The sequence below is a fragment of the Virgibacillus aidingensis genome, from assembly GCF_010994035.1.
Taxonomy (GTDB): domain Bacteria; phylum Bacillota; class Bacilli; order Bacillales; family Amphibacillaceae; genus Virgibacillus_N.
Map to the genome: position 1 here is coordinate 75,266 of NZ_WIXN01000018.1, position 18,242 is coordinate 93,507.

Below are 18,242 nucleotides of genomic sequence, written 5' to 3' on the forward strand. Positions count from 1 at the left end.
CCTTTCCATATACCGTAATAATTAATCCTCTTTTGACAAATACTACTCACAGACATCATCAATCATGCAAAGGATGTATTTCCGTGACCGAGATTATATATCTAAAAATGAAAAAGAAGCTTATTCTCTCTGCAAAAAAACATATTCATCTCAAAGACATTGCTTATATATCAGCCAATAACAGAGAGAAGAAAAGGAAGCTTGAAAATACACCTATTTACCGAATTACAAAAAAAGACAAAAACACGGTGGTTATTGACAGCTTTTTAATCATTGATCATTTACACCAAATGTATAAAGATACAGAATTTCAGCTTATCGGCCCTGAACAGACGATCATTAGCATCGAGACAAACCGTAAGCCGCCTTCTATTGTGCTTACTGCCTGTGTCTGGATCATTTTATTTATCGGAGCAGCAATGACTATTATGAATTTTCATTATGATGTCAGTATGCAGGAAGTGCAGCAAAAACTCCATTTCATCCTGACCGGGGAAGAAAGTGAGTTTCCTTTATGGATCCAGATCCCTTATTCCATTGGTCTCGGGTTGGGTATGATACTATTTTTTAATCATTGGTTTAATAAACGCATTAATGAAGAGCCGAGCCCCCTGGAAGTGGAAATTTTTAATTATCAGCAGGATCTCGATCATTACCTGAGGCACTATGAAAACAAAATAAAATGATACAGACAGTGATTAATCATTTTATCCAGCTGCTTGTTGGTTTTAGCGGGGGTCTCGCTGTAGGTGCCGGCTTTGTTGCATTTTTAACGGTTCTGGGCATTATTCCGCGGTTAATTCAATTAAGTAAAACAGTTAAATACATTAATGTTTATATTTCCAGCGTAATCTTCGGTTCTTTGGCGGGGACTTTTCTTTCGTTTACCTCCGTGACATGGAATCAGCCAATTCTTTTATTGTTGCTTTGGGGGCTGCTGCATGGAATTTTTAACGGGATGCTGGCGGCAGCATTAACTGAAGTGCTTAATGTGTTTCCCATCCTTTATAAACGGCTTGGTATTGACCGGCATTTGATTTGGTTATTTATGGCCGTCGTTTTGGGTAAGATCGCTGGTTCATTATTCCAGTGGCTTTATTTTGTTAAGTAATCTGTTTTAATTTGGAGTGATATTTTTGGGTGAAAAAGATAATAAGATTCCGGTATCCAGTAAAATAGCTGAAAACGAATCATATATGACAAAAAAGTTAGGCCTTGGTGTATCCTATGACCTCGGCTTTAGAGAGCTTATTATCTTAAAAAGAAAAGTCCATGTATTTTATTTAACCGGACTGTGCGATTCGGCTATTGTACAAGAAATAATAAAAGTGCTTATTGCTATAAACGACAACGAAAGCAATCAGAAAAAGCTGCCTGAAATCATTGAAAACCGCTTGATTCACCAGCAGCTGGAGCCGACCGAAACGATGGATGAGGCCATTGATCAATTACTTTCCGGGTTAATTGTTGTTTTTGTAAATGGGTATAAATATGCATTTGTCGTAGATGTACGGAACTATCCGGGGAGATCACCGGAGGAACCTGATACCGAAAGAGTTGTACGGGGTTCAAGAGATGGGTATACAGAAAATATTGTTGAGAATACAGCTTTAAACAGAAGAAGAATACGCGATGCCCGGCTTCGCCATGAAATGATGAAGGTGGGAGAAAGGTCCAAAACTGATGTATGTTTAAGCTACATTGAGGATGTAGCCGACAAAGGACTTATCCAACTAATCAAAAACCGGATTAAGGAAATAGAGATAGATGGAATCTCCATGGCTGATAAAGCGCTGGAAGAATTCGTCATTGACCGGAAATGGAATCCGTATCCGCTTGTCAGGTATACAGAAAGGCCCGATGTAGCTGCAAACCATTTATTGGAAGGGCACGTCATTATTATTGTAGATACCTCCCCAAGTGCAATTATTTTGCCTACAACTTATTTTCATCACCTGCAGCATGCTGAGGAATACAGACAGACTCCAGCACTTGGAACGCTTGTAAGATGGGTGAGATTTTTTGCTGTGTTTCTTTCTATTTATCTGCTTCCATTTTGGCTTTTACTTGTCAATGATCCGACACTGCTCCCACCTGACCTATCATACATTGGACCGACGGAGATGGGAAATATACCAGTTATGGTGCAAATTTTACTCGCATCCATAGGAATTGAATTTTTACGGATGGCGGCAATTCATACCCCTACTCCTTTATCTACTGCGCTGGGTCTGATTGCAGCTGTTTTAATCGGACAGATCGCTATTGATGTAGGGCTGTTTATACCTGAAGTAATACTATATACATCGATTGCAGCCACGGGGGTCTATGTAACGCCAAGCCATGAGCTGAGTGTGGCAAATAAGGCAATTAGTATTTGTATAATTATTTTAACAGGATTTTTTGGATTAATTGGGTTTACAATCGGTATAGTTTTACATGTACTGTTTTTAACGCACATGAGATCGTTAAGAACGCCTTACTTATGGCCGTTAATTCCTTTTAATCCCAGTGCAATGCTCCATACCATCTTTCGTATCCCGGCACCATTCACGAATAGCAGACCGAGTATTGTACATCCGAAGAATAACTACCGGCAGCCAGATAAAAAGAACTAATGAAATGATTGGTTCTTTTTTTTTTCGCTGCATTGTGATAAAGTTTTACATTATATTCTATGTAACATATATGATAAGTGGAGGAACCAATTATGATTATAGACAATCATCCTTTTTTCGTGAATGAAAAAGGACATTTAGAAATAGATGGTGCAGATACAGTGGATCTGGCGAATAAATATGGAACACCTTTATATGTGTATGATGTTTCTATCATTCGCAATAATTGCAGAGCGTTTATTGATACATTTAATAAATTGGGAGTAAAAGCGAAAGTCTCCTATGCAAGCAAGGCTTTCTCTTCGGTAGCCATGCTGCAGGTAATGAAACAGGAAGGGATGCATTTGGATGTAGTTTCCGGCGGAGAATTATTCACTGCCCTGGAAGCCAATTTTCCAACGGACAGGATTCATCTGCATGGAAACAATAAAAGCCCGCAGGAACTCTCCATGGCTATAGAAAATGAAATCGGATGTATTGTTGTGGATAATTTTTATGAAATACAATTACTGGAAGACTTGTTGGGCAAAATGAATAAAACTATGGATATACTGCTGCGGGTAACTCCTGGAGTCGAGTCCAAAACACATCAATATATCATGACCGGAAATGAAGACTCTAAATTTGGTTTCAATTTAAGCAATGGACAGGCAGAAGAAGCATTCAAATTGGTACACAACCATCCTTCTTTGCGTTTCAGGGGATTGCATTGCCACATTGGTTCGCAAATATTCGAGCCTGAGCGTTTTACAGCTGCCGCTGAACGACTTTTTGATGAGTTGGCTAAATGGAAAGAGGTTTACGGATATACACCGGAAGTATTGAATTTAGGGGGCGGATTCGGTATTCGGTATACTGTGCAGGATTCACCTCTGTCCTATAATATCTATGTTGAATCCCTTGTAGATCATGTGAAAAAACATGCAGATAAACTGGATATACCACTGCCTGAAATTTGGCTGGAGCCAGGCAGGGCGATTGCCGGAAATGCAGGTATTACTTTATACTCCGTTGGATCAAGAAAGAATATTCCGGGAGTCCGCAGTTATGTATCAGTAGATGGGGGCATGACTGATAATTTAAGGCCGGCCCTCTACAATGCCGAATATGAGGCAGTAATAGCCAACAAGGCAAAATTGCCTGCAGTAAACGAAGTATCTGTGGCAGGAAAATGCTGTGAATCCGGAGACATGCTTATTTGGGATTTACCGCTTCCCGAAATTGATGACGGGGATATACTTGCGGTCTTTTCTACAGGCGCATACGGTTATTCCATGGCAAATCATTATAATCGCATACCAAAAGCAGCAGTTGTTTTTGTTGAAAATGGCAAAGACAAACTTGTGGTAAAAAGGGAAACATATAAAGATATAGTTGCCAATGATTTAAGTTACCTTTAATAACGCCATCGAACATTGCTTTTAAAATGGTACAGATGGTACAATATAGTAGTCTTTTATATATAGCAGGGAGATGATAATATGGCAAAAAAAGGATACTTTGTAATGGAGGACGGGAATAGAATTGAATTTGACCTGTTCCCGAAAGAAGCGCCAAATACAGTAGCAAATTTTGAAAAGCTCGCAAATGATAAATTTTATGATGGATTAACCTTTCACAGGGTGATCGACGGTTTTGTCAGCCAAGGCGGCTGTCCTGCAGGCAATGGCACAGGAAACGCAGGCTATACGATTAAATGTGAAACAGTGGGGAATCCTCATAAACATGTGGAAGGCTCCTTGTCCATGGCACATGCCGGCAAAGATACCGGTAGCTGTCAATTTTTTATTGTTCATGAGCCTCAGCCCCATTTGGATGGTGTTCATACTGTATTTGGACAGGTTACTTCGGGGATCGAACACGCTAAAGCAATGAAAAACGGGGACATCATGAATGAAGTTCGGGTCTTTTCCGAATAACAGCCCGGCAAACCGGCTTTAGTAGAAACAGGAAATTAAAATGGATATTTATTTATTATTGTATCTTTTATTCGTAGTCGGCCCGTTAAGCACAATCTTGCATGAGGCCGGCCACGTTTTTGCAGCCCGAACGGTAAATGCAGATTATAAGTTATTATCAATCGGGATTGGGAAAAAAATATATGGGAAATCTTTTCATACATTTCAGCTTTCGATTCATCGGCTTTTCTTTTTGGGGGGGTTTTCTGCCAGTTACAGAAAAAGGACATTTAATTCCCGGGAAAAAATATGGATCTCCTTGATGGGACCATTTACAAGTGCACTGCTTGCTTTTGTATTTTATTTTTTGCATTTAATTTATCCAAATAATTATTTTCTGTTGTTTTCCCTGTTTAACTGCTGGTTAGCCATTGTGAATCTGCTTCCTCTGAATATTGGGGGAAAGCAGTCGGACGGGTATAAAATAGTTCAGATACTAAGAAAGAGAAAGTGATGCTGACTGTTTGGATTCCTGATGATACTAGTCGAAAGGACAAGAGAACCCACCCCGGGACTGGAATGGACTTTTGTATTTTAATTTGACAAAACGCTTTAATAATGCATAAATATATATACAAACTCAAACTTTTACCGCTATGATCAAGGTAATACAGGATATTACACGTTTTGATGTTAAGAGGGGTATTTATGTTAACTCGTTATAAAAAAAATATGGAAAAGATTGCAATGGGCTTATTGTCCTTTATGCCTGAAGGAAAAGATGTAAAAAAACTTCAGCAAACGATTAAAGAGTATGAAACCAATCCGGATTGGCATCTTTATTTCTGGAAGGAAGAAGCTGTTTTAGGTGCAATCGGAGTAAAAATCGAAAATGATATTAATGCTGTCATTCAGCATGTTTCCGTTAATCCTTCGCATCGTAATCAGGGGATAGGAAAAAAAATGATGAATGAAATAAAAAATCTTTATGATGAAAAATATGCAGTCTGTGCATCGAAAGAAGTTCAAGCGTTTTATACTAAAAGTCTGGAAAATGATCCGGAAAACGATCACTAGCAAAAAGGCTGTCCCCTGTTGCCTGTTTGTTTTGTCAGCAAACAAACCAAGCTTTAACGGAACAGCCTATTTTACATGTTAGAGCATTATTTTTTTCCACTTTATCTGCTTTTTTAGTACCAGGATGCACCAACGATAATTAACAGAATGAACAGTACTACAATTAAAGCAAATCCTCCACCGTAACCGCTCATATTATTTCCTCCTTAAAAACTGTTTTAGTGCTTCACATTAATTACTATATGCAATGGAAAAAACATGTGTATAGGCGATTTTGGCAAGTAAAGATATTTTTCAATACTGAAAGGAAGATAAATTAAGATGAACCAATCATATCAGGTAAAATTGGACGCCTTCGAAGGGCCGCTTGATTTGTTGCTTCACTTAATTAATAAATATGAAATCGATATTTATGATATTCCGGTGGCTCAGATTACAGAACAGTATATGGAATATATACATACCATGCAAAAGTTAGAATTAAATATTGCTAGTGAATACCTTGTAATGGCTGCAACCTTAATATCCATAAAAAGTAAAATGCTTGTACCGAATCAGCAGATGGACGAAGAGAATGAAGATTACATGGAGGACCCGAGAGAGGAACTTTTGGAACGACTGTTGGAATATAGGAAATTTAAGCAAGCTGCGCTCACATTACAAGAAAGGGAGAAATTGGATCATCAGCTGTTCACCAGAAATCCGGCAGTTTTTGAGGACTTGGATCATCAGGCGGCTTCTCCTCCCGTACAGGGGGATATATCCATTTATGATATGCTCCATGCTCTCGGGGCATTATTTGAAAGGAAAAAATGGAATGAACCCCTGGATACAAAAATTCAAAAAGCTGAAATCCCAATAGAGCAAAGAATGAAGGATATTTTAATCCGTGTTAAGTCAGAAGAAGAAGGTATCTTATTTGACCAATTATTTGTTTACCCTTCCCGTTCGCACATTGTCGTAACATTCATCGCTTTGCTGGAATTAATGAAGTCAAACGAAATTTACTGTAAGCAAAAAAAACAATTTGACGCAATTCGGATTTATTCTTTGGAGGAATGAAAGTGGAATTTTCTAAATTGAAGGCTGTCACTGAGGGCTTGTTATTTGCGTGCGGCGATGAAGGCATAACGGTGAAGCAAATATCCAAAATACTTGAGGTGACAGAATTAACGGTAGAACACTTATTGGAAGAATTACAATATGATTATGAGAATACGGACCGGGGAATGATGATCATTCAATCAAAGCAGACATTCCATTTAACAACTAAACCGGAACACACCCCTTATTATAAGAAACTGCTGGAAACACCGCAAACTGCCAGAATGTCACAGGCAGCCCTGGAAACATTGGCAATCATTGCCTATAAACAGCCAATTACCCGAACGGAAATTGAAGAAATAAGAGGGGTAAAAAGCGACCGCCCCGTACAGACCCTGTTATCCAGACTGTTAATTGAGGAAGCGGGCAGGAAAGAAGGCCCTGGCAGACCGGTATTGTTTGTTACAAGCAAAGAATTTCTTACGTTTTTCGGACTAACTTCGTTGGATGAACTGCCCCCGCTCCCCGAGGATATAAATGATGAAGAACTGCAGAAAGAAGCTGAGCTTTTCTTTCTTGAAAATGATATTTAAACATTCTTAAGTTGTTTTCCAAAATGATGTATAGGCTGGTACTTTTCCAGCCTCTTTTTTATGGAAAATGCCCATTACACATAATCATATAAATGGGCATATGATACACCGGGGTGATGAAATATGGAAAACAGTAAAGAAGCATATCTTCAAAGTCTATTAAAGTGGGGGGATGAATTAAAAGAGTCATTAAAAAGTACAGCACTTTCAGAAGGAGACATGAATAACTGGCTGAAACAAATTGAAGATTGGCAGGGAAAAATTAATAATTATTTAGATAAGAACATAGCCATGAATCGTGAACATCTGGAAACAATTCAAAGTGAAGGAAAAAGGCTGTTGTCGGATATCACAAAAAATAAAAAGGAAGATCAGCAGCACATTGGCTATGGTAAACATACATTGCCGTCTTTACCTTATGCTTATGATGCGCTGGAGCCATATATCAGCGGTGAAATTATGAGACTGCATCACCAGGAACACCATCAGTCCTATGTCGATGGGTTAAATGAAGCTGAAAGAGCACTTTATATAAGGAAAACTGACGATAAATTGAAGTATTGGTTCCGCAATCAGGCCTTTCATGGTTCCGGCCATTATTTGCATTCTATTTTTTGGAACAATATGACGCCAAATTCCCCAAAACAGCCATCAGGCGAAATATTAAAACGGATTAAAAAAGATTTTGGTTCATGGAATAAATTTAAGGTATTATTTTCCAACACAGCAGCTTCCGTGGAAGGAAACGGGTGGGCAGTTTTACTGTGGAGCCCGATGAACAGAAGGCTTGCCGTGCAGTCCTTTGAAAAACATCAGTTGTTTCAACTGGCAAATACCATTCCATTACTCGTCCTGGATGTTTGGGAACATGCCTATTATCTGCAGTATCAAACAGACAAAAAAGCATATATTGATAATTGGTGGAATGTAGTAAATTGGGACAATGTCAATGAAAGGTATACGAATGCCCGCAAACTAAATTAATACAGGTGATACAACCCCCAGATGGAGGTAAAAAAATTTCCTCCATCATTCTTCATCTGCCGGACAGGCTCCTTATCATTCCGGAATACATGCTTTCTGTCTGCTTCGCCTGTTTTAAATCCACTTTTATTCATATCTCACTGCCTATGATGCATAAAATGTACAGACTCATTATCTGGCAGGAGGATACCCAAAATGCGAGCTCTTTTATGTATGATCATTATTATATTCATCGGCTTTTTTTATCCGGTTTCCGGACAGGCATCCATCGATGTATCGGGTAATAATGCGTTATTATTGGAACAGAAAACCGGAAGGGTGCTGTTTGAAAAAAACGCCCATGAAAAGGCGTCCATTGCAAGCATAACGAAAATCATGACAGCGATTATTGCCATTGAATCCGGTAAAATGGATGAAAAGGCTACTGCCTCCAGAAAAGCAATTTATACAGAAGGATCGTCTATTTATTTGGAACAGGGTGAAAAGATGACGATTAAAGATCTTGTTTATGGCTTAATGCTCAGATCCGGGAATGATGCAGCTATTGCCATAAGTGAGCATATTGGCGGCAGTGAAGAAGGTTTTGTCCATCTGATGAATGAAAAAGCTAAATGGCTGGGCATGACAAATACGAATTTTGATAATCCTCATGGGCTCGATTCTGATAATCATTATTCTACTGCATATGACATGGCGATATTAATGCAGTACGCCATGCAAAACGAGGAATTTGCCAAAATTTCAGGCACAACGGATTATCTGTCTGAAAGCAGGACATACAGCTGGAAAAACAAAAATAAATTATTAACGCAGTTTTATGAGTATTGTACCGGCGGAAAAACAGGCTATACGAGAAAAACAGGGAGAACACTGGTTACTTCTGCCGAAAAAGAAGGCATGCAGTTAATAGCAGTTACATTAAATGCACCGGATGACTGGCAGGATCATATGCGTATGTTTGAGTGGGGATTTGAAGAATTTGATATGCATCCGCTGATTGAAAAAGGCGAATTTTTATATCAATTCAGTGGCCTGGAAGATACTTCATCAGGGTATTTAAATAGGGATGTTATTTATCCCCTGACCAATGAGGAAAAAGATAAAATTAAAAATAAAAACTTTATTCTGAAGAGTTCATCCCTAAAGGAAGGGGAAATGATTGGGAAATCGGTATTTTATTTGGATGAACAATTTATAGCCGAGGCACCAATTTTAACTCCCCCATCCAAAAGTCAAAGTATTGTGGAAGAAATATACACAATGTATAAAAGATTAACGGGAGTCTATGAAAATGGTTAATGTAATATGGGCTTCCATGGCAATAATCGGTATACTTTACGCAATGTTCAATGGCACGATGGACCAAGTAAATGAGGCTGTATTCGAAAGTGCAAGCGAAGCAGTCACTTTATCCATCGGGTTAATCAGTGTACTTGTTTTTTGGCTTGGCATTATGAGAGTTGCTGAAAAGGCAGGGATTTTAAGAGGACTGGCTAAATTATTCCGTCCCATTATAACACGGTTATTCCCTGAAATACCAAAAGACCACCCGGCAATTGGGTATATTTTATCCAATATAACCGCTAATATATTCGGTTTGGGCAATGCAGCTACACCGATGGGAATTAAAGCAATGGAGCAAATGAAAGCATTAGGCGGCTCGGATAATGCATCCAGATCTATGATCACGTTTCTTGCTTTAAACACTTCCAGTTTAACCATAATACCTACAACTGTCATCGCTATTCGCATGCAGTATAATTCAGTTTCACCAACGGAAATAGTCGGTACCACTATTATAGCAACCGCTATATCCACCATTTCCGCAATTTTAATTGATCGTTTTTATCACTACAAACGTACCCGGAGGAGTTAAAAATGGGACTTGTAACTGCAGTAAGCGTTTGGTTAATACCATGTTTCCTGTTAATTGTACTAGCCACGGCAACTTGGAAAAAAGTACCCACCTACGAAACATTTGTAGAGGGCGGGAGGGAAGGAATTAAAATGGCTTTTAATTTGCTTCCATTCCTGGTTGGAATGATCGTGTCCATTTCCATACTGCGGAGCTCCGGTGCACTGGAAGCATTTATTGACCTTATCTCACCTCTTCTGGCGTATGTCGGGATACCTCCCGACATTGTACCGCTTGCACTGATCAGACCAATATCCGGGACAGCCGCAATAGGCATGACCACAGAATTGATTGATACACATGGTCCGGATTCTTTTATTGGAAGACTGGCTTCTACCATGCAGGGGAGTACGGACACTACGCTTTATATCATCACCGTTTATTTTGGAGCAGTAGGCATTAAAAAAATGGGTGATGCCTTAAAGGTTGGACTATTAGCCGATCTAGCTGGTATAATAGCATCAATTATTATAGTTTCCATTATATTTGGATAGGCTTTAAAGTAGCGTTAACTGACAGTTAACGCTATTATTGTGTATGAAAATAATATAAAAGGTGATTAATATGTCCAACCAGCAGGAAAGGCTGCAGAAAGTAATTGCACAAAGCGGAATTACATCAAGAAGAAAAGCGGAAAAATTAATTTCAGGCGGATCGGTAAAAGTGAATGGTCAATTGGTAACTGAGCTTGGCACGAAAGTTTCACCGACTGACAAAGTTGAAGTGGACGGCGTTCCGCTGGAAAAAGAAGAGCCGGTTTATTATTTGCTCTACAAGCCGCGAGGTGTGATTTCCAGTGTAAAGGATGACAAAGGAAGAAAAGTCGTTACTGACTTTTTAACGGAAATTCCGGAAAGGGTTTTTCCGATAGGAAGGCTGGACTTTGATTCATCCGGCATACTATTATTAACAAACGACGGTGAATTTGCCAACTTGCTTATGCATCCGAAATATGAGGTGGACAAGGTGTATGTTGCCAAAATTGATGGATTGCCAACCCCCCAGGAACTAAAGCGCTTAAAAAAAGGTATTCTCTCGGAAAATGAATGGCTAAAAGCAATCCATTATAATGTTTTGTCAACAGATCGCAAAAATAAATCCATGATTATCGAATTAACATTAAGAGAGGGAAAGAACCGACATATTAGAAGAATGATGCAGGAAATAGGATTTCCTGTCAAAAAATTGAAACGGGAAAAATATGGAATGCTCACATTAAAAGGTCTGCAGCCTGGTGAATACCGGAGTTTGACACCAAAAGAGGTAAAACAAATGAGAAATATGGCCATGAAAATTGTTAAATAATAGACATATTTAGTCAACAGATAAGATGATATAATGTTACCTGGGAGAGTGAGGCCGATGAGTTTAGATGAAAGAAAAAGAAACAAGAAAAACAAAAAGAAAAATCGATTAATCTTCAGATCAGCCGTCCTTGCTATATTATTGGGTGCAGTAATATTTGCGCTGGTTAATAACCTGCAGCAGGATAACAATATTTACCGTGCAGGCGACCAGGCACCGGATTTCAAGCTGGAACAAGTAAGCGAAAACAATGATTTGGAAACCATCCAGCTGAGTGAATTACAGGGAAAAGGTGTTATGCTTAACTTTTGGGGTACCTGGTGTGAACCTTGTAAGGACGAGATGCCGTACATGGAAGAATTATATCCTAAATATAAAGATGAAATAGAAATTGTTGCTGTAAGCCTTGATGCTACAGAACTGGTTATTCACCGGTTTATTGACAGCTATGGCTTATCATTTCCCATTCCGCACGATGCTACCGGCGAAGTAAAGGATTTATATAAAATAGGTCCAATCCCAAGCACTTTTTTTATTGATCCTGAAGGGGAAATTGTGGAAGTCGTCGAAGGAGCATTATCCTTGGAAAGCCTGGAAGGACATTTACAGGAAATTCGTCCTGCATCTTAAATGAAAAACGGTTAAAATCATTTTTAACAACAAAACAAATTTCCAAATAGATATATGTTCCATAGACAGAAAAGTTGGATGCTTTTCTGTCTCTGTTGTTATTAATGTGCATAATTTCAGGGCGAATAATCCAAATGACAATCTGTTTGCAGCAAATTAAATAAGGAGTTTTTTCATGAATAAAATCAAATGTGAATGCGGGCATGTAAACCCGGAGGGCACTGTTCTTTGTGAAGCATGCGGCAAGCCGATAGAAGGCAACCAGCATATCGACGGAAATGATGAGAAGAAACTTTTAAACATGCGTTATGAAGGAAGTGCCAGAAGGTCACAGACCTATAATAAATCAATTATTGATAAGACCTGGGGATTCTTTTCTTCCGTAAAGGTTGGGGTATGGCTGATTGTTCTGGCGCTGATTGCCTCAGCACTCGGGTCTATATTACCACAGGAAATGTACATACCTGCAGATGCTCCTTCAAGGGATCCTGCTATTTTTTATGAAGAAAGATATGGTGTTTTTGGATTGATTTTTTACCAGCTGGGCTTCCATAACTTATACAGCTCCTGGTGGTATATGCTGTTAATAGCCTTAATTGGCGTCTCACTTGTCATATGCAGTATTGACCGTTTTGTCCCATTGTACAAAGCTTTAAAAAAACAAAAAGCCAAACGTCATTCCACTTTCCTGAGAAGACAAAGATTGTTCAGTGAAACAGAATCAATTAATGAAAACGATTTGGATACCGTAAAGGAACGGCTGAAAAAGCAGCGTTATAAAGTAAGGGATGAAGATGGCCATATTCTGGCGGAGAAAGGCCGGTTTTCCAGATGGGGGCCTTATGTGAACCACATCGGTTTAATTATTATCCTTCTCGCTGCAATTCTCCGGATGACCCCTATAATGTATCTAGATGAATATATTTGGATCAGAGAAGGGGAACAGCTGGTAATTCCGGGGACGGAGGGACAATTTTATATCGAAAATGAGCAATTTCTGCTGGAAAACCATGATCCGAATGATGAAGTATTCGGGGAAGCCATTGAAATGGAAGGCGAAATGATTGCAAGTAATTACCAAACCGACTTAATTATATATGAAGCTAAAAATGATGTTGCCGGAGCAGACCCCGACTTGGAAAAAATTGTGGAAGACGAGCTGAGAATGAATCATCCGGTTAAATTTGACCGTTATACATTGTATCAGTCCGGTTATCAATTAAATGAGTTTTCCAATATGTCTTTTGATATCGTGGAAGAAGATGGCGATGGGGAAGCATTAGGCACATTTACTGTAGACCTCAGTTCCCCCGAAACAAGCTATGAACTTGACAGCGGCTTTCAGGTGGAAGTGAGCCAGTATTTCCCTGATTTCTATATGGATGAAGACGGAAACCCGGCATCCGAAACCAATTTCCCGAGAAATCCGGGATTCGTGTTTTTGGTGTACCCTCCTGAAAGTGATACTGCCGAGGTTAGCTTCATTGGTATTGGAAGAAATATTGATGCTACAGGTGATAATAATTATAGTTTAAGCATTAATGATTTTGATATGCGTGCGGCCAGTGGCATAACGGTACGTGTTGATTATACCTTGCCATTTTTCGGCCTCGGAGCGGCAATATTTATGATTGGTGTGATCCAGGGGATGTACTGGCAGCACCGCAGAATCTGGCTTCGTCCAACTTCTGATGGAGTAATGCTTGCAGCCCATACAAACAAAAACTGGCATGGAGTACAAAAGGATATTGAAAAAGCCATTGATGGAACAAAAATAAACATGGTGGAAGATCAGCAGGAACTGGATGAATAATAGCTTTTAATTAATGAGGAGGCGCTTTATGAGTACGTCGATGTTGCTTGATATAAGTAATGCAATGCTGTTCACGGCATTTATACTTTACCTTATTGCCACTTTTTTCTTTGGGGCTACAATAAGGGATAAAAGATCGAAGCATAAAAAAGGAATTGCCGGAAAAATAGGTATTACCATTACGATTATAGGTTTTCTGGCCCAGCTCGTATATTTTATTACAAGATGGATGGCAAGTGGACATGCCCCGGTAAGTAACCTGTTTGAATTTACCACATTCCTGGGAATGAGTATCGTCCTTGCCTTTATTATCATCTATTTTATTTATAAGACAGGTGTTTTGGGTTTATTTGCTCTTCCTGTAGCAATGATCATTATTGCATATGCAAGTATTTTCCCGACAGAGGTTTCTCCTCTGGTGCCATCGTTACAAAGCTATTGGCTGCAAATTCATGTAATTACCGTTTCCCTTGGACAAGGAATTCTTGCCATCAGTTTTGTTGCCGGGCTGATCTATTTAATCAGGCAAATTGACCAAACGGTTAGAAGCAAACGGACAACCTGGCTGGAGATTGTATTATTTACTATATTTTTGTTTATCGGGTTTATCGTTTCTACGTCTATATTTAATTTTATGGATTATGAAGCAACCTTTGAATATACGGAACAGAATGCTTTAACTACGACAGAATATCATCTTCCGGCAATTGCCGGCCCGGCGGGTGGAGAACTAATGACTGAAGGAGCCATGGAACCATGGTTTGAAGCACCCGGCTGGATGCAGGGAGAGGATGCAGGAAGAAAATTCAACACGGTAATATGGTCCTTTCTCACTGGTACCCTTATTTATCTTCTCGCAAGGCTGGTATTAAGAAAACGAATAGGGAAGGCAATGCAGCCATTGTTAAAAAATGTCAAACCTGATTTGCTGGATGAAATCAATTATCGCTCAGTTACGATTGGTTTCCCTGTCTTCACACTGGGAGGACTTATATTTGCTTCCATTTGGGCACAAATTGCCTGGGACCGTTTCTGGGGCTGGGATCCAAAAGAAGTTTGGGCATTAATTACCTGGTTCTTCTACGCAGCCTACTTACATTTAAGACTCTCCCGGGGATGGCACGGGGAAAAATCAGCATGGCTTGCAGTAGGAGGGTTTGCAATTATTTTATTTAATTTAATTGTTGTGAACCTTGTTTTTGCCGGCTTGCATTCTTACGCATAATTAATCGGACGGGAGGTTGTTCATGGATGGATAATCTCTCGTTTTTTTATACTTTTATCCAATCTTGGTTTATACTCGATATAATAGGAATTTATGAAAGTGGATCGAAAGGGGAACATATCAATGGAAACGACTGTAAATGTGCTAGTTGTAGATGATGAAGAAAGAATTCGCCGTTTGCTCCGGATGTATCTTGAAAGGGAAGATTTTAATATAGAAGAGGCTGAAAATGGTACAGAGGCGCTTGAACTGGCCTTAAATAATGATTATGACGTTATTTTACTTGATATTATGATGCCGGAAATGGACGGGATAGAAGTTTGTACAGAATTAAGAAAGGAAAAAGATACCCCGGTAATTATGCTGACAGCCAAGGGAGAAGAAGCAAACCGGGTTCAGGGTCTGGAAACGGGTGCAGATGACTACATTGTGAAACCGTTCAGCCCCAGGGAAGTTGTGTTGCGTGTAAAAGCAATTTTAAGAAGATCTGCCTCTGCTAATATGCAAAATAATAATGCCGGTTCTAAAAATGTATTGGTGTTTCCTCATTTAACGATCGACCATGACGCGCATCGTGTCACCGCTGAAGAAGAAGAAGTAAGCTTAACTCCGAAAGAGTACGAACTACTTTGCTTTTTGGCAAAGTCGCCCGATAAAGTATTTAGCCGTGAAGAGCTATTAAAAGAGGTATGGCAATACGAATTTTTCGGTGATTTAAGAACAGTGGATACGCATGTTAAACGATTAAGGGAAAAACTGAATAATGTCTCCAAACAAGCAGCAAAAATGATTGTGACTGTTTGGGGAGTGGGATATAAATTCGAGGTTGATCCTCAGTGAAGTTTTGGCGAAGTGTAGTTGTAAAACTGGCATTAACCATTATGCTTCTTGTTGCTTTTGTACTGTTTATTTTAACTATATTGCTTCTTGAATTTTTTGAAAACTTTCATATACAGGAAGCGGAAAGTGATATGCTGCAAACAGCAAATAAAGTATCCGTGCTGCTATCACAGCAGGAATCACAGTCACTGATTACAGAAACAGTAGAAAGAGTAAAATCTCCGGAAAGTCGTGTGGCAATTATTTTTGAAGATGAAAGTCTGTGGGTGTCCAACAGCAGCAACACCAGTCTTACGGAGCTGCAGCAGGCTTGGCTCCATCAGGATGAGGACATGGCAGCAGTTTTAGAAAACAACACGGATGTAAGAAAACAAATGGATTTGCCAAACAGTGAGATTGAAGTAATGCTTGTCGGTATTCCATTTGAGGAAAATGGAGCCATATTCGTCTATCAATCACTGGATGTTATCGAACAAACAAAAGCAGAAACAACGAGAATAATACTTCTGGCTGCCGGAATTGCCATTATTTTAACGACATTTTTTGCCTTCTTCCTTTCAACCCGGATTACTTCTCCTCTCATTAAAATGCGTGAAGCTGCCTTTGACTTAACCAGAGGGGAATTTAACACAAAAGTGCCTATTTTGACTCATGATGAAATTGGCGAATTGGCGCTGGCGTTTAACCGTATGGGAAGACAACTGAAGTTTCATATAAACGCCTTAAGGCAGGAAAAAGAACAGCTCTCAAGTATAGTTAACTCCATGGCTGACGGCGTGATTACCATGAACCGGAATGGAGATATGATCGTTACCAATGGACCTGCCGATAAATTTATTGATGAATGGAATTTTGAACATAACCTGGAGCCCGGTGAAACATATCGCAAATTGCCAAGTGACCTAAACGATATTCTGCAAGAGGTCATTACAAGTGAAAAAGAAGTATTGCATGAAATGAACATCCAGGGAAAAGACCTTGTCATGCTGATGACGCCATTATATGACCAATCATTTGTCCGGGGTGCTGTTGCAGTTATTCGGGACATGACAGAGGAAAGACGTCTGGATAAATTCCGAAAAGACTTTATTGCAAATGTGTCGCATGAGCTGCGAACACCAATCTCCATGCTGCAGGGTTACAGTGAAGCCATTGTAGATGATATTGCCGAAAGCAAGGAAGATAAGAATGAACTTGCAGGCATCATTTACGAGGAATCATTAAGAATGAACCGGCTCGTAAATGAATTACTGGAAATCGCCCGCATGGAAGCGGGACATTTTGAATTAAATATTAATCAGGTTGATATAGAGCCTTTTGTTGAAAAAATTCATAAAAAATTCAGCGGGCTGGCAGGAGACAACCAAATAACCCTTTCCTTATCGAAAGAACTCGAAGTGCCTGAGGCATCATTTGACCCGGATCGGATAGAACAGGTCTTTACCAATTTAATTGATAATGCCATTCGTCATACTGATAAAAAAGGGAAAGTGGAAATCCATGTTAAGAATAATGTCCATGAATTTCATGTTGACATTACAGATAGCGGCAGCGGTATACCTGAGGAAGATATTCCATTTGTTTTTGAAAGGTTTTATAAAGCAGACAAATCGAGAACTAGAAATAAAGAAAAGAAAGGTACAGGCCTTGGTCTGGCTATAGCCAAAAATATTATGGAAGCACATAACGGCACCATTACTGTAAAAAGTAAATTAAACGAAGGTACTACATTTACTTTCCGCCTTCCGAAAAGTGAGGATATTTAAAGACTGTACCCTTTTATTAAAATATGGTATGCTTAAAAAGCAATTAAACTGAATACCGTAAAATTGGTGTTTTCGTTTTAAAAGGGAATTCGGTTAAAACCCGAAGCTGTCCTCGCAACTGTAAATGGTGATGAAATAAGCATATCCACTGTATGGACAAATGACATATGGGAAGGGCTTAGAGTAGGGGATCCATGAGTCAGTAGACCTGCCAATTTTAATGTTTCCAGGCTTCGAGGGTTTAAGCTATTGGACAACCAAAACACTGTATTAATAAAAATATTGATGTTTTATTGTCTATAAACAGCTGACACTGCTTGCAGAGTCAGCTTTTTGGTGTGCCAGGCATGCACACATTCTATAGGGTTCAAGTCCCGAGCCACGAAGGCAGTAGTAGTGGTTAGCTTAAGACAAGGGTGTCTGGGGCGACCCAGAATCTGAAGGAAGTCAGCGGCAAATCTCCGCTCTTAGGAACACGAACTTCATATAAGGCTGAGGTGCACTTGGATGAGGCTGCCAAACACGTCAAAGTCC

Annotated in this window: 20 protein-coding genes and 1 riboswitch; of the genes, 19 read left to right on the forward strand and 1 reads right to left on the reverse strand. The window is 39.4% G+C overall.

All coding sequences use genetic code 11. The annotated features are described in order from the left end of the window. The first annotated feature begins 83 nt into the window (after positions 1-83). The 7 genes from GHD25_RS14730 (at position 84) to GHD25_RS14760 (ending at position 5,593) form a co-directional block, all read left to right on the forward strand. Positions 84-686, forward strand: a complete 603-nt coding sequence (locus tag GHD25_RS14730) for a stage V sporulation protein AA (RefSeq protein WP_164218171.1) — start codon at positions 84-86, stop codon at positions 684-686. Next, complete coding sequence (locus tag GHD25_RS14735) at positions 683-1,111, forward strand: stage V sporulation protein AB (RefSeq protein WP_164218173.1); 429 nt, start codon at positions 683-685, stop codon at positions 1,109-1,111. The genes GHD25_RS14730 and GHD25_RS14735 overlap by 4 nt, the downstream gene beginning before the upstream one ends. A gap of 25 nt (positions 1,112-1,136) precedes the next feature. Next, the gene (locus GHD25_RS14740; RefSeq protein ID WP_276207836.1) at positions 1,137-2,618 is read left to right on the forward strand and encodes a spore germination protein; all 1,482 of its coding nucleotides are present in this window, start codon (positions 1,137-1,139) and stop codon (positions 2,616-2,618) included. A gap of 92 nt (positions 2,619-2,710) precedes the next feature. Further along, the gene (gene lysA, locus GHD25_RS14745) at positions 2,711-4,018 is read left to right on the forward strand and encodes a diaminopimelate decarboxylase (RefSeq protein WP_164218175.1); all 1,308 of its coding nucleotides are present in this window, start codon (positions 2,711-2,713) and stop codon (positions 4,016-4,018) included. An 81-nt stretch (positions 4,019-4,099) separates the two neighbouring features. Further along, positions 4,100-4,537, forward strand: a complete 438-nt coding sequence (locus GHD25_RS14750) for a peptidylprolyl isomerase (protein ID WP_164218177.1) — start codon at positions 4,100-4,102, stop codon at positions 4,535-4,537. Between the two features lie 40 nt (positions 4,538-4,577). Next, positions 4,578-5,030 (forward strand): site-2 protease family protein, encoded by a 453-nt coding sequence (locus GHD25_RS20430; protein ID WP_164218180.1) that lies wholly within the window; start codon positions 4,578-4,580, stop codon positions 5,028-5,030. Positions 5,031-5,224: 194 nt separating this feature from the next. Then, positions 5,225-5,593, forward strand: coding sequence for a GNAT family N-acetyltransferase (locus GHD25_RS14760; RefSeq protein WP_164218182.1), 369 nt, complete (start codon positions 5,225-5,227; stop codon positions 5,591-5,593). Between the two features lie 113 nt (positions 5,594-5,706). Here the strand turns inward: GHD25_RS14760 and GHD25_RS14765 are convergent, their stop codons facing one another. Further along, positions 5,707-5,787: a YjcZ family sporulation protein gene (locus tag GHD25_RS14765; RefSeq protein ID WP_164218215.1), complete on the reverse strand. Its 81-nt coding sequence runs from the start codon at positions 5,785-5,787 to the stop codon at positions 5,707-5,709. Positions 5,788-5,914: 127 nt separating this feature from the next. Here GHD25_RS14765 and GHD25_RS14770 point away from each other — a divergent pair, with 127 nt between their 5' ends. The 12 genes from GHD25_RS14770 (at position 5,915) to GHD25_RS14825 (ending at position 17,708) form a co-directional block, all read left to right on the forward strand. Next, complete coding sequence (locus tag GHD25_RS14770) at positions 5,915-6,655, forward strand: segregation/condensation protein A (protein WP_164218184.1); 741 nt, start codon at positions 5,915-5,917, stop codon at positions 6,653-6,655. A gap of 2 nt (positions 6,656-6,657) precedes the next feature. Continuing rightward, positions 6,658-7,230, forward strand: coding sequence for an SMC-Scp complex subunit ScpB (scpB, locus tag GHD25_RS14775; RefSeq protein ID WP_164218186.1), 573 nt, complete (start codon positions 6,658-6,660; stop codon positions 7,228-7,230). A gap of 123 nt (positions 7,231-7,353) precedes the next feature. Then, the gene (locus GHD25_RS14780; RefSeq protein WP_164218188.1) at positions 7,354-8,214 is read left to right on the forward strand and encodes a superoxide dismutase; all 861 of its coding nucleotides are present in this window, start codon (positions 7,354-7,356) and stop codon (positions 8,212-8,214) included. A gap of 195 nt (positions 8,215-8,409) precedes the next feature. Next, complete coding sequence (locus tag GHD25_RS14785) at positions 8,410-9,513, forward strand: D-alanyl-D-alanine carboxypeptidase family protein (protein WP_164218190.1); 1,104 nt, start codon at positions 8,410-8,412, stop codon at positions 9,511-9,513. Continuing rightward, positions 9,506-10,090 carry a nucleoside recognition domain-containing protein gene (locus tag GHD25_RS14790; RefSeq protein ID WP_164218192.1) on the forward strand — a complete coding sequence of 195 codons (585 nt, stop codon included), beginning with the start codon at positions 9,506-9,508 and terminating at the stop codon, positions 10,088-10,090. The genes GHD25_RS14785 and GHD25_RS14790 overlap by 8 nt, the downstream gene beginning before the upstream one ends. 2 nt (positions 10,091-10,092) lie before the next feature. Beyond that, positions 10,093-10,623, forward strand: a complete 531-nt coding sequence (locus GHD25_RS14795; protein ID WP_164218194.1) for a spore maturation protein — start codon at positions 10,093-10,095, stop codon at positions 10,621-10,623. Between the two features lie 70 nt (positions 10,624-10,693). Then, entirely contained in the window at positions 10,694-11,434 is a 741-nt protein-coding gene (locus GHD25_RS14800; protein ID WP_164218196.1) for a pseudouridine synthase, read from the forward strand. A 57-nt stretch (positions 11,435-11,491) separates the two neighbouring features. Continuing rightward, positions 11,492-12,064: a thiol-disulfide oxidoreductase ResA gene (resA, locus tag GHD25_RS14805; RefSeq protein ID WP_164218198.1), complete on the forward strand. Its 573-nt coding sequence runs from the start codon at positions 11,492-11,494 to the stop codon at positions 12,062-12,064. A gap of 175 nt (positions 12,065-12,239) precedes the next feature. After that, complete coding sequence (gene resB / locus GHD25_RS14810) at positions 12,240-13,877, forward strand: cytochrome c biogenesis protein ResB (protein WP_164218200.1); 1,638 nt, start codon at positions 12,240-12,242, stop codon at positions 13,875-13,877. Positions 13,878-13,905: 28 nt separating this feature from the next. Then, positions 13,906-15,102 (forward strand): c-type cytochrome biogenesis protein CcsB, encoded by a 1,197-nt coding sequence (ccsB, locus tag GHD25_RS14815; RefSeq protein ID WP_276207837.1) that lies wholly within the window; start codon positions 13,906-13,908, stop codon positions 15,100-15,102. A 123-nt stretch (positions 15,103-15,225) separates the two neighbouring features. After that, positions 15,226-15,942 carry a response regulator transcription factor gene (locus tag GHD25_RS14820; protein ID WP_164218202.1) on the forward strand — a complete coding sequence of 239 codons (717 nt, stop codon included), beginning with the start codon at positions 15,226-15,228 and terminating at the stop codon, positions 15,940-15,942. Positions 15,943-15,983: 41 nt separating this feature from the next. Beyond that, positions 15,984-17,708: an ATP-binding protein gene (locus GHD25_RS14825; RefSeq protein WP_276207838.1), complete on the forward strand. Its 1,725-nt coding sequence runs from the start codon at positions 15,984-15,986 to the stop codon at positions 17,706-17,708. Positions 17,709-17,755: 47 nt separating this feature from the next. Continuing rightward, a riboswitch (cobalamin riboswitch) is annotated at positions 17,756-17,938 on the forward strand. The last annotated feature ends 304 nt before the right edge of the window (positions 17,939-18,242 follow it).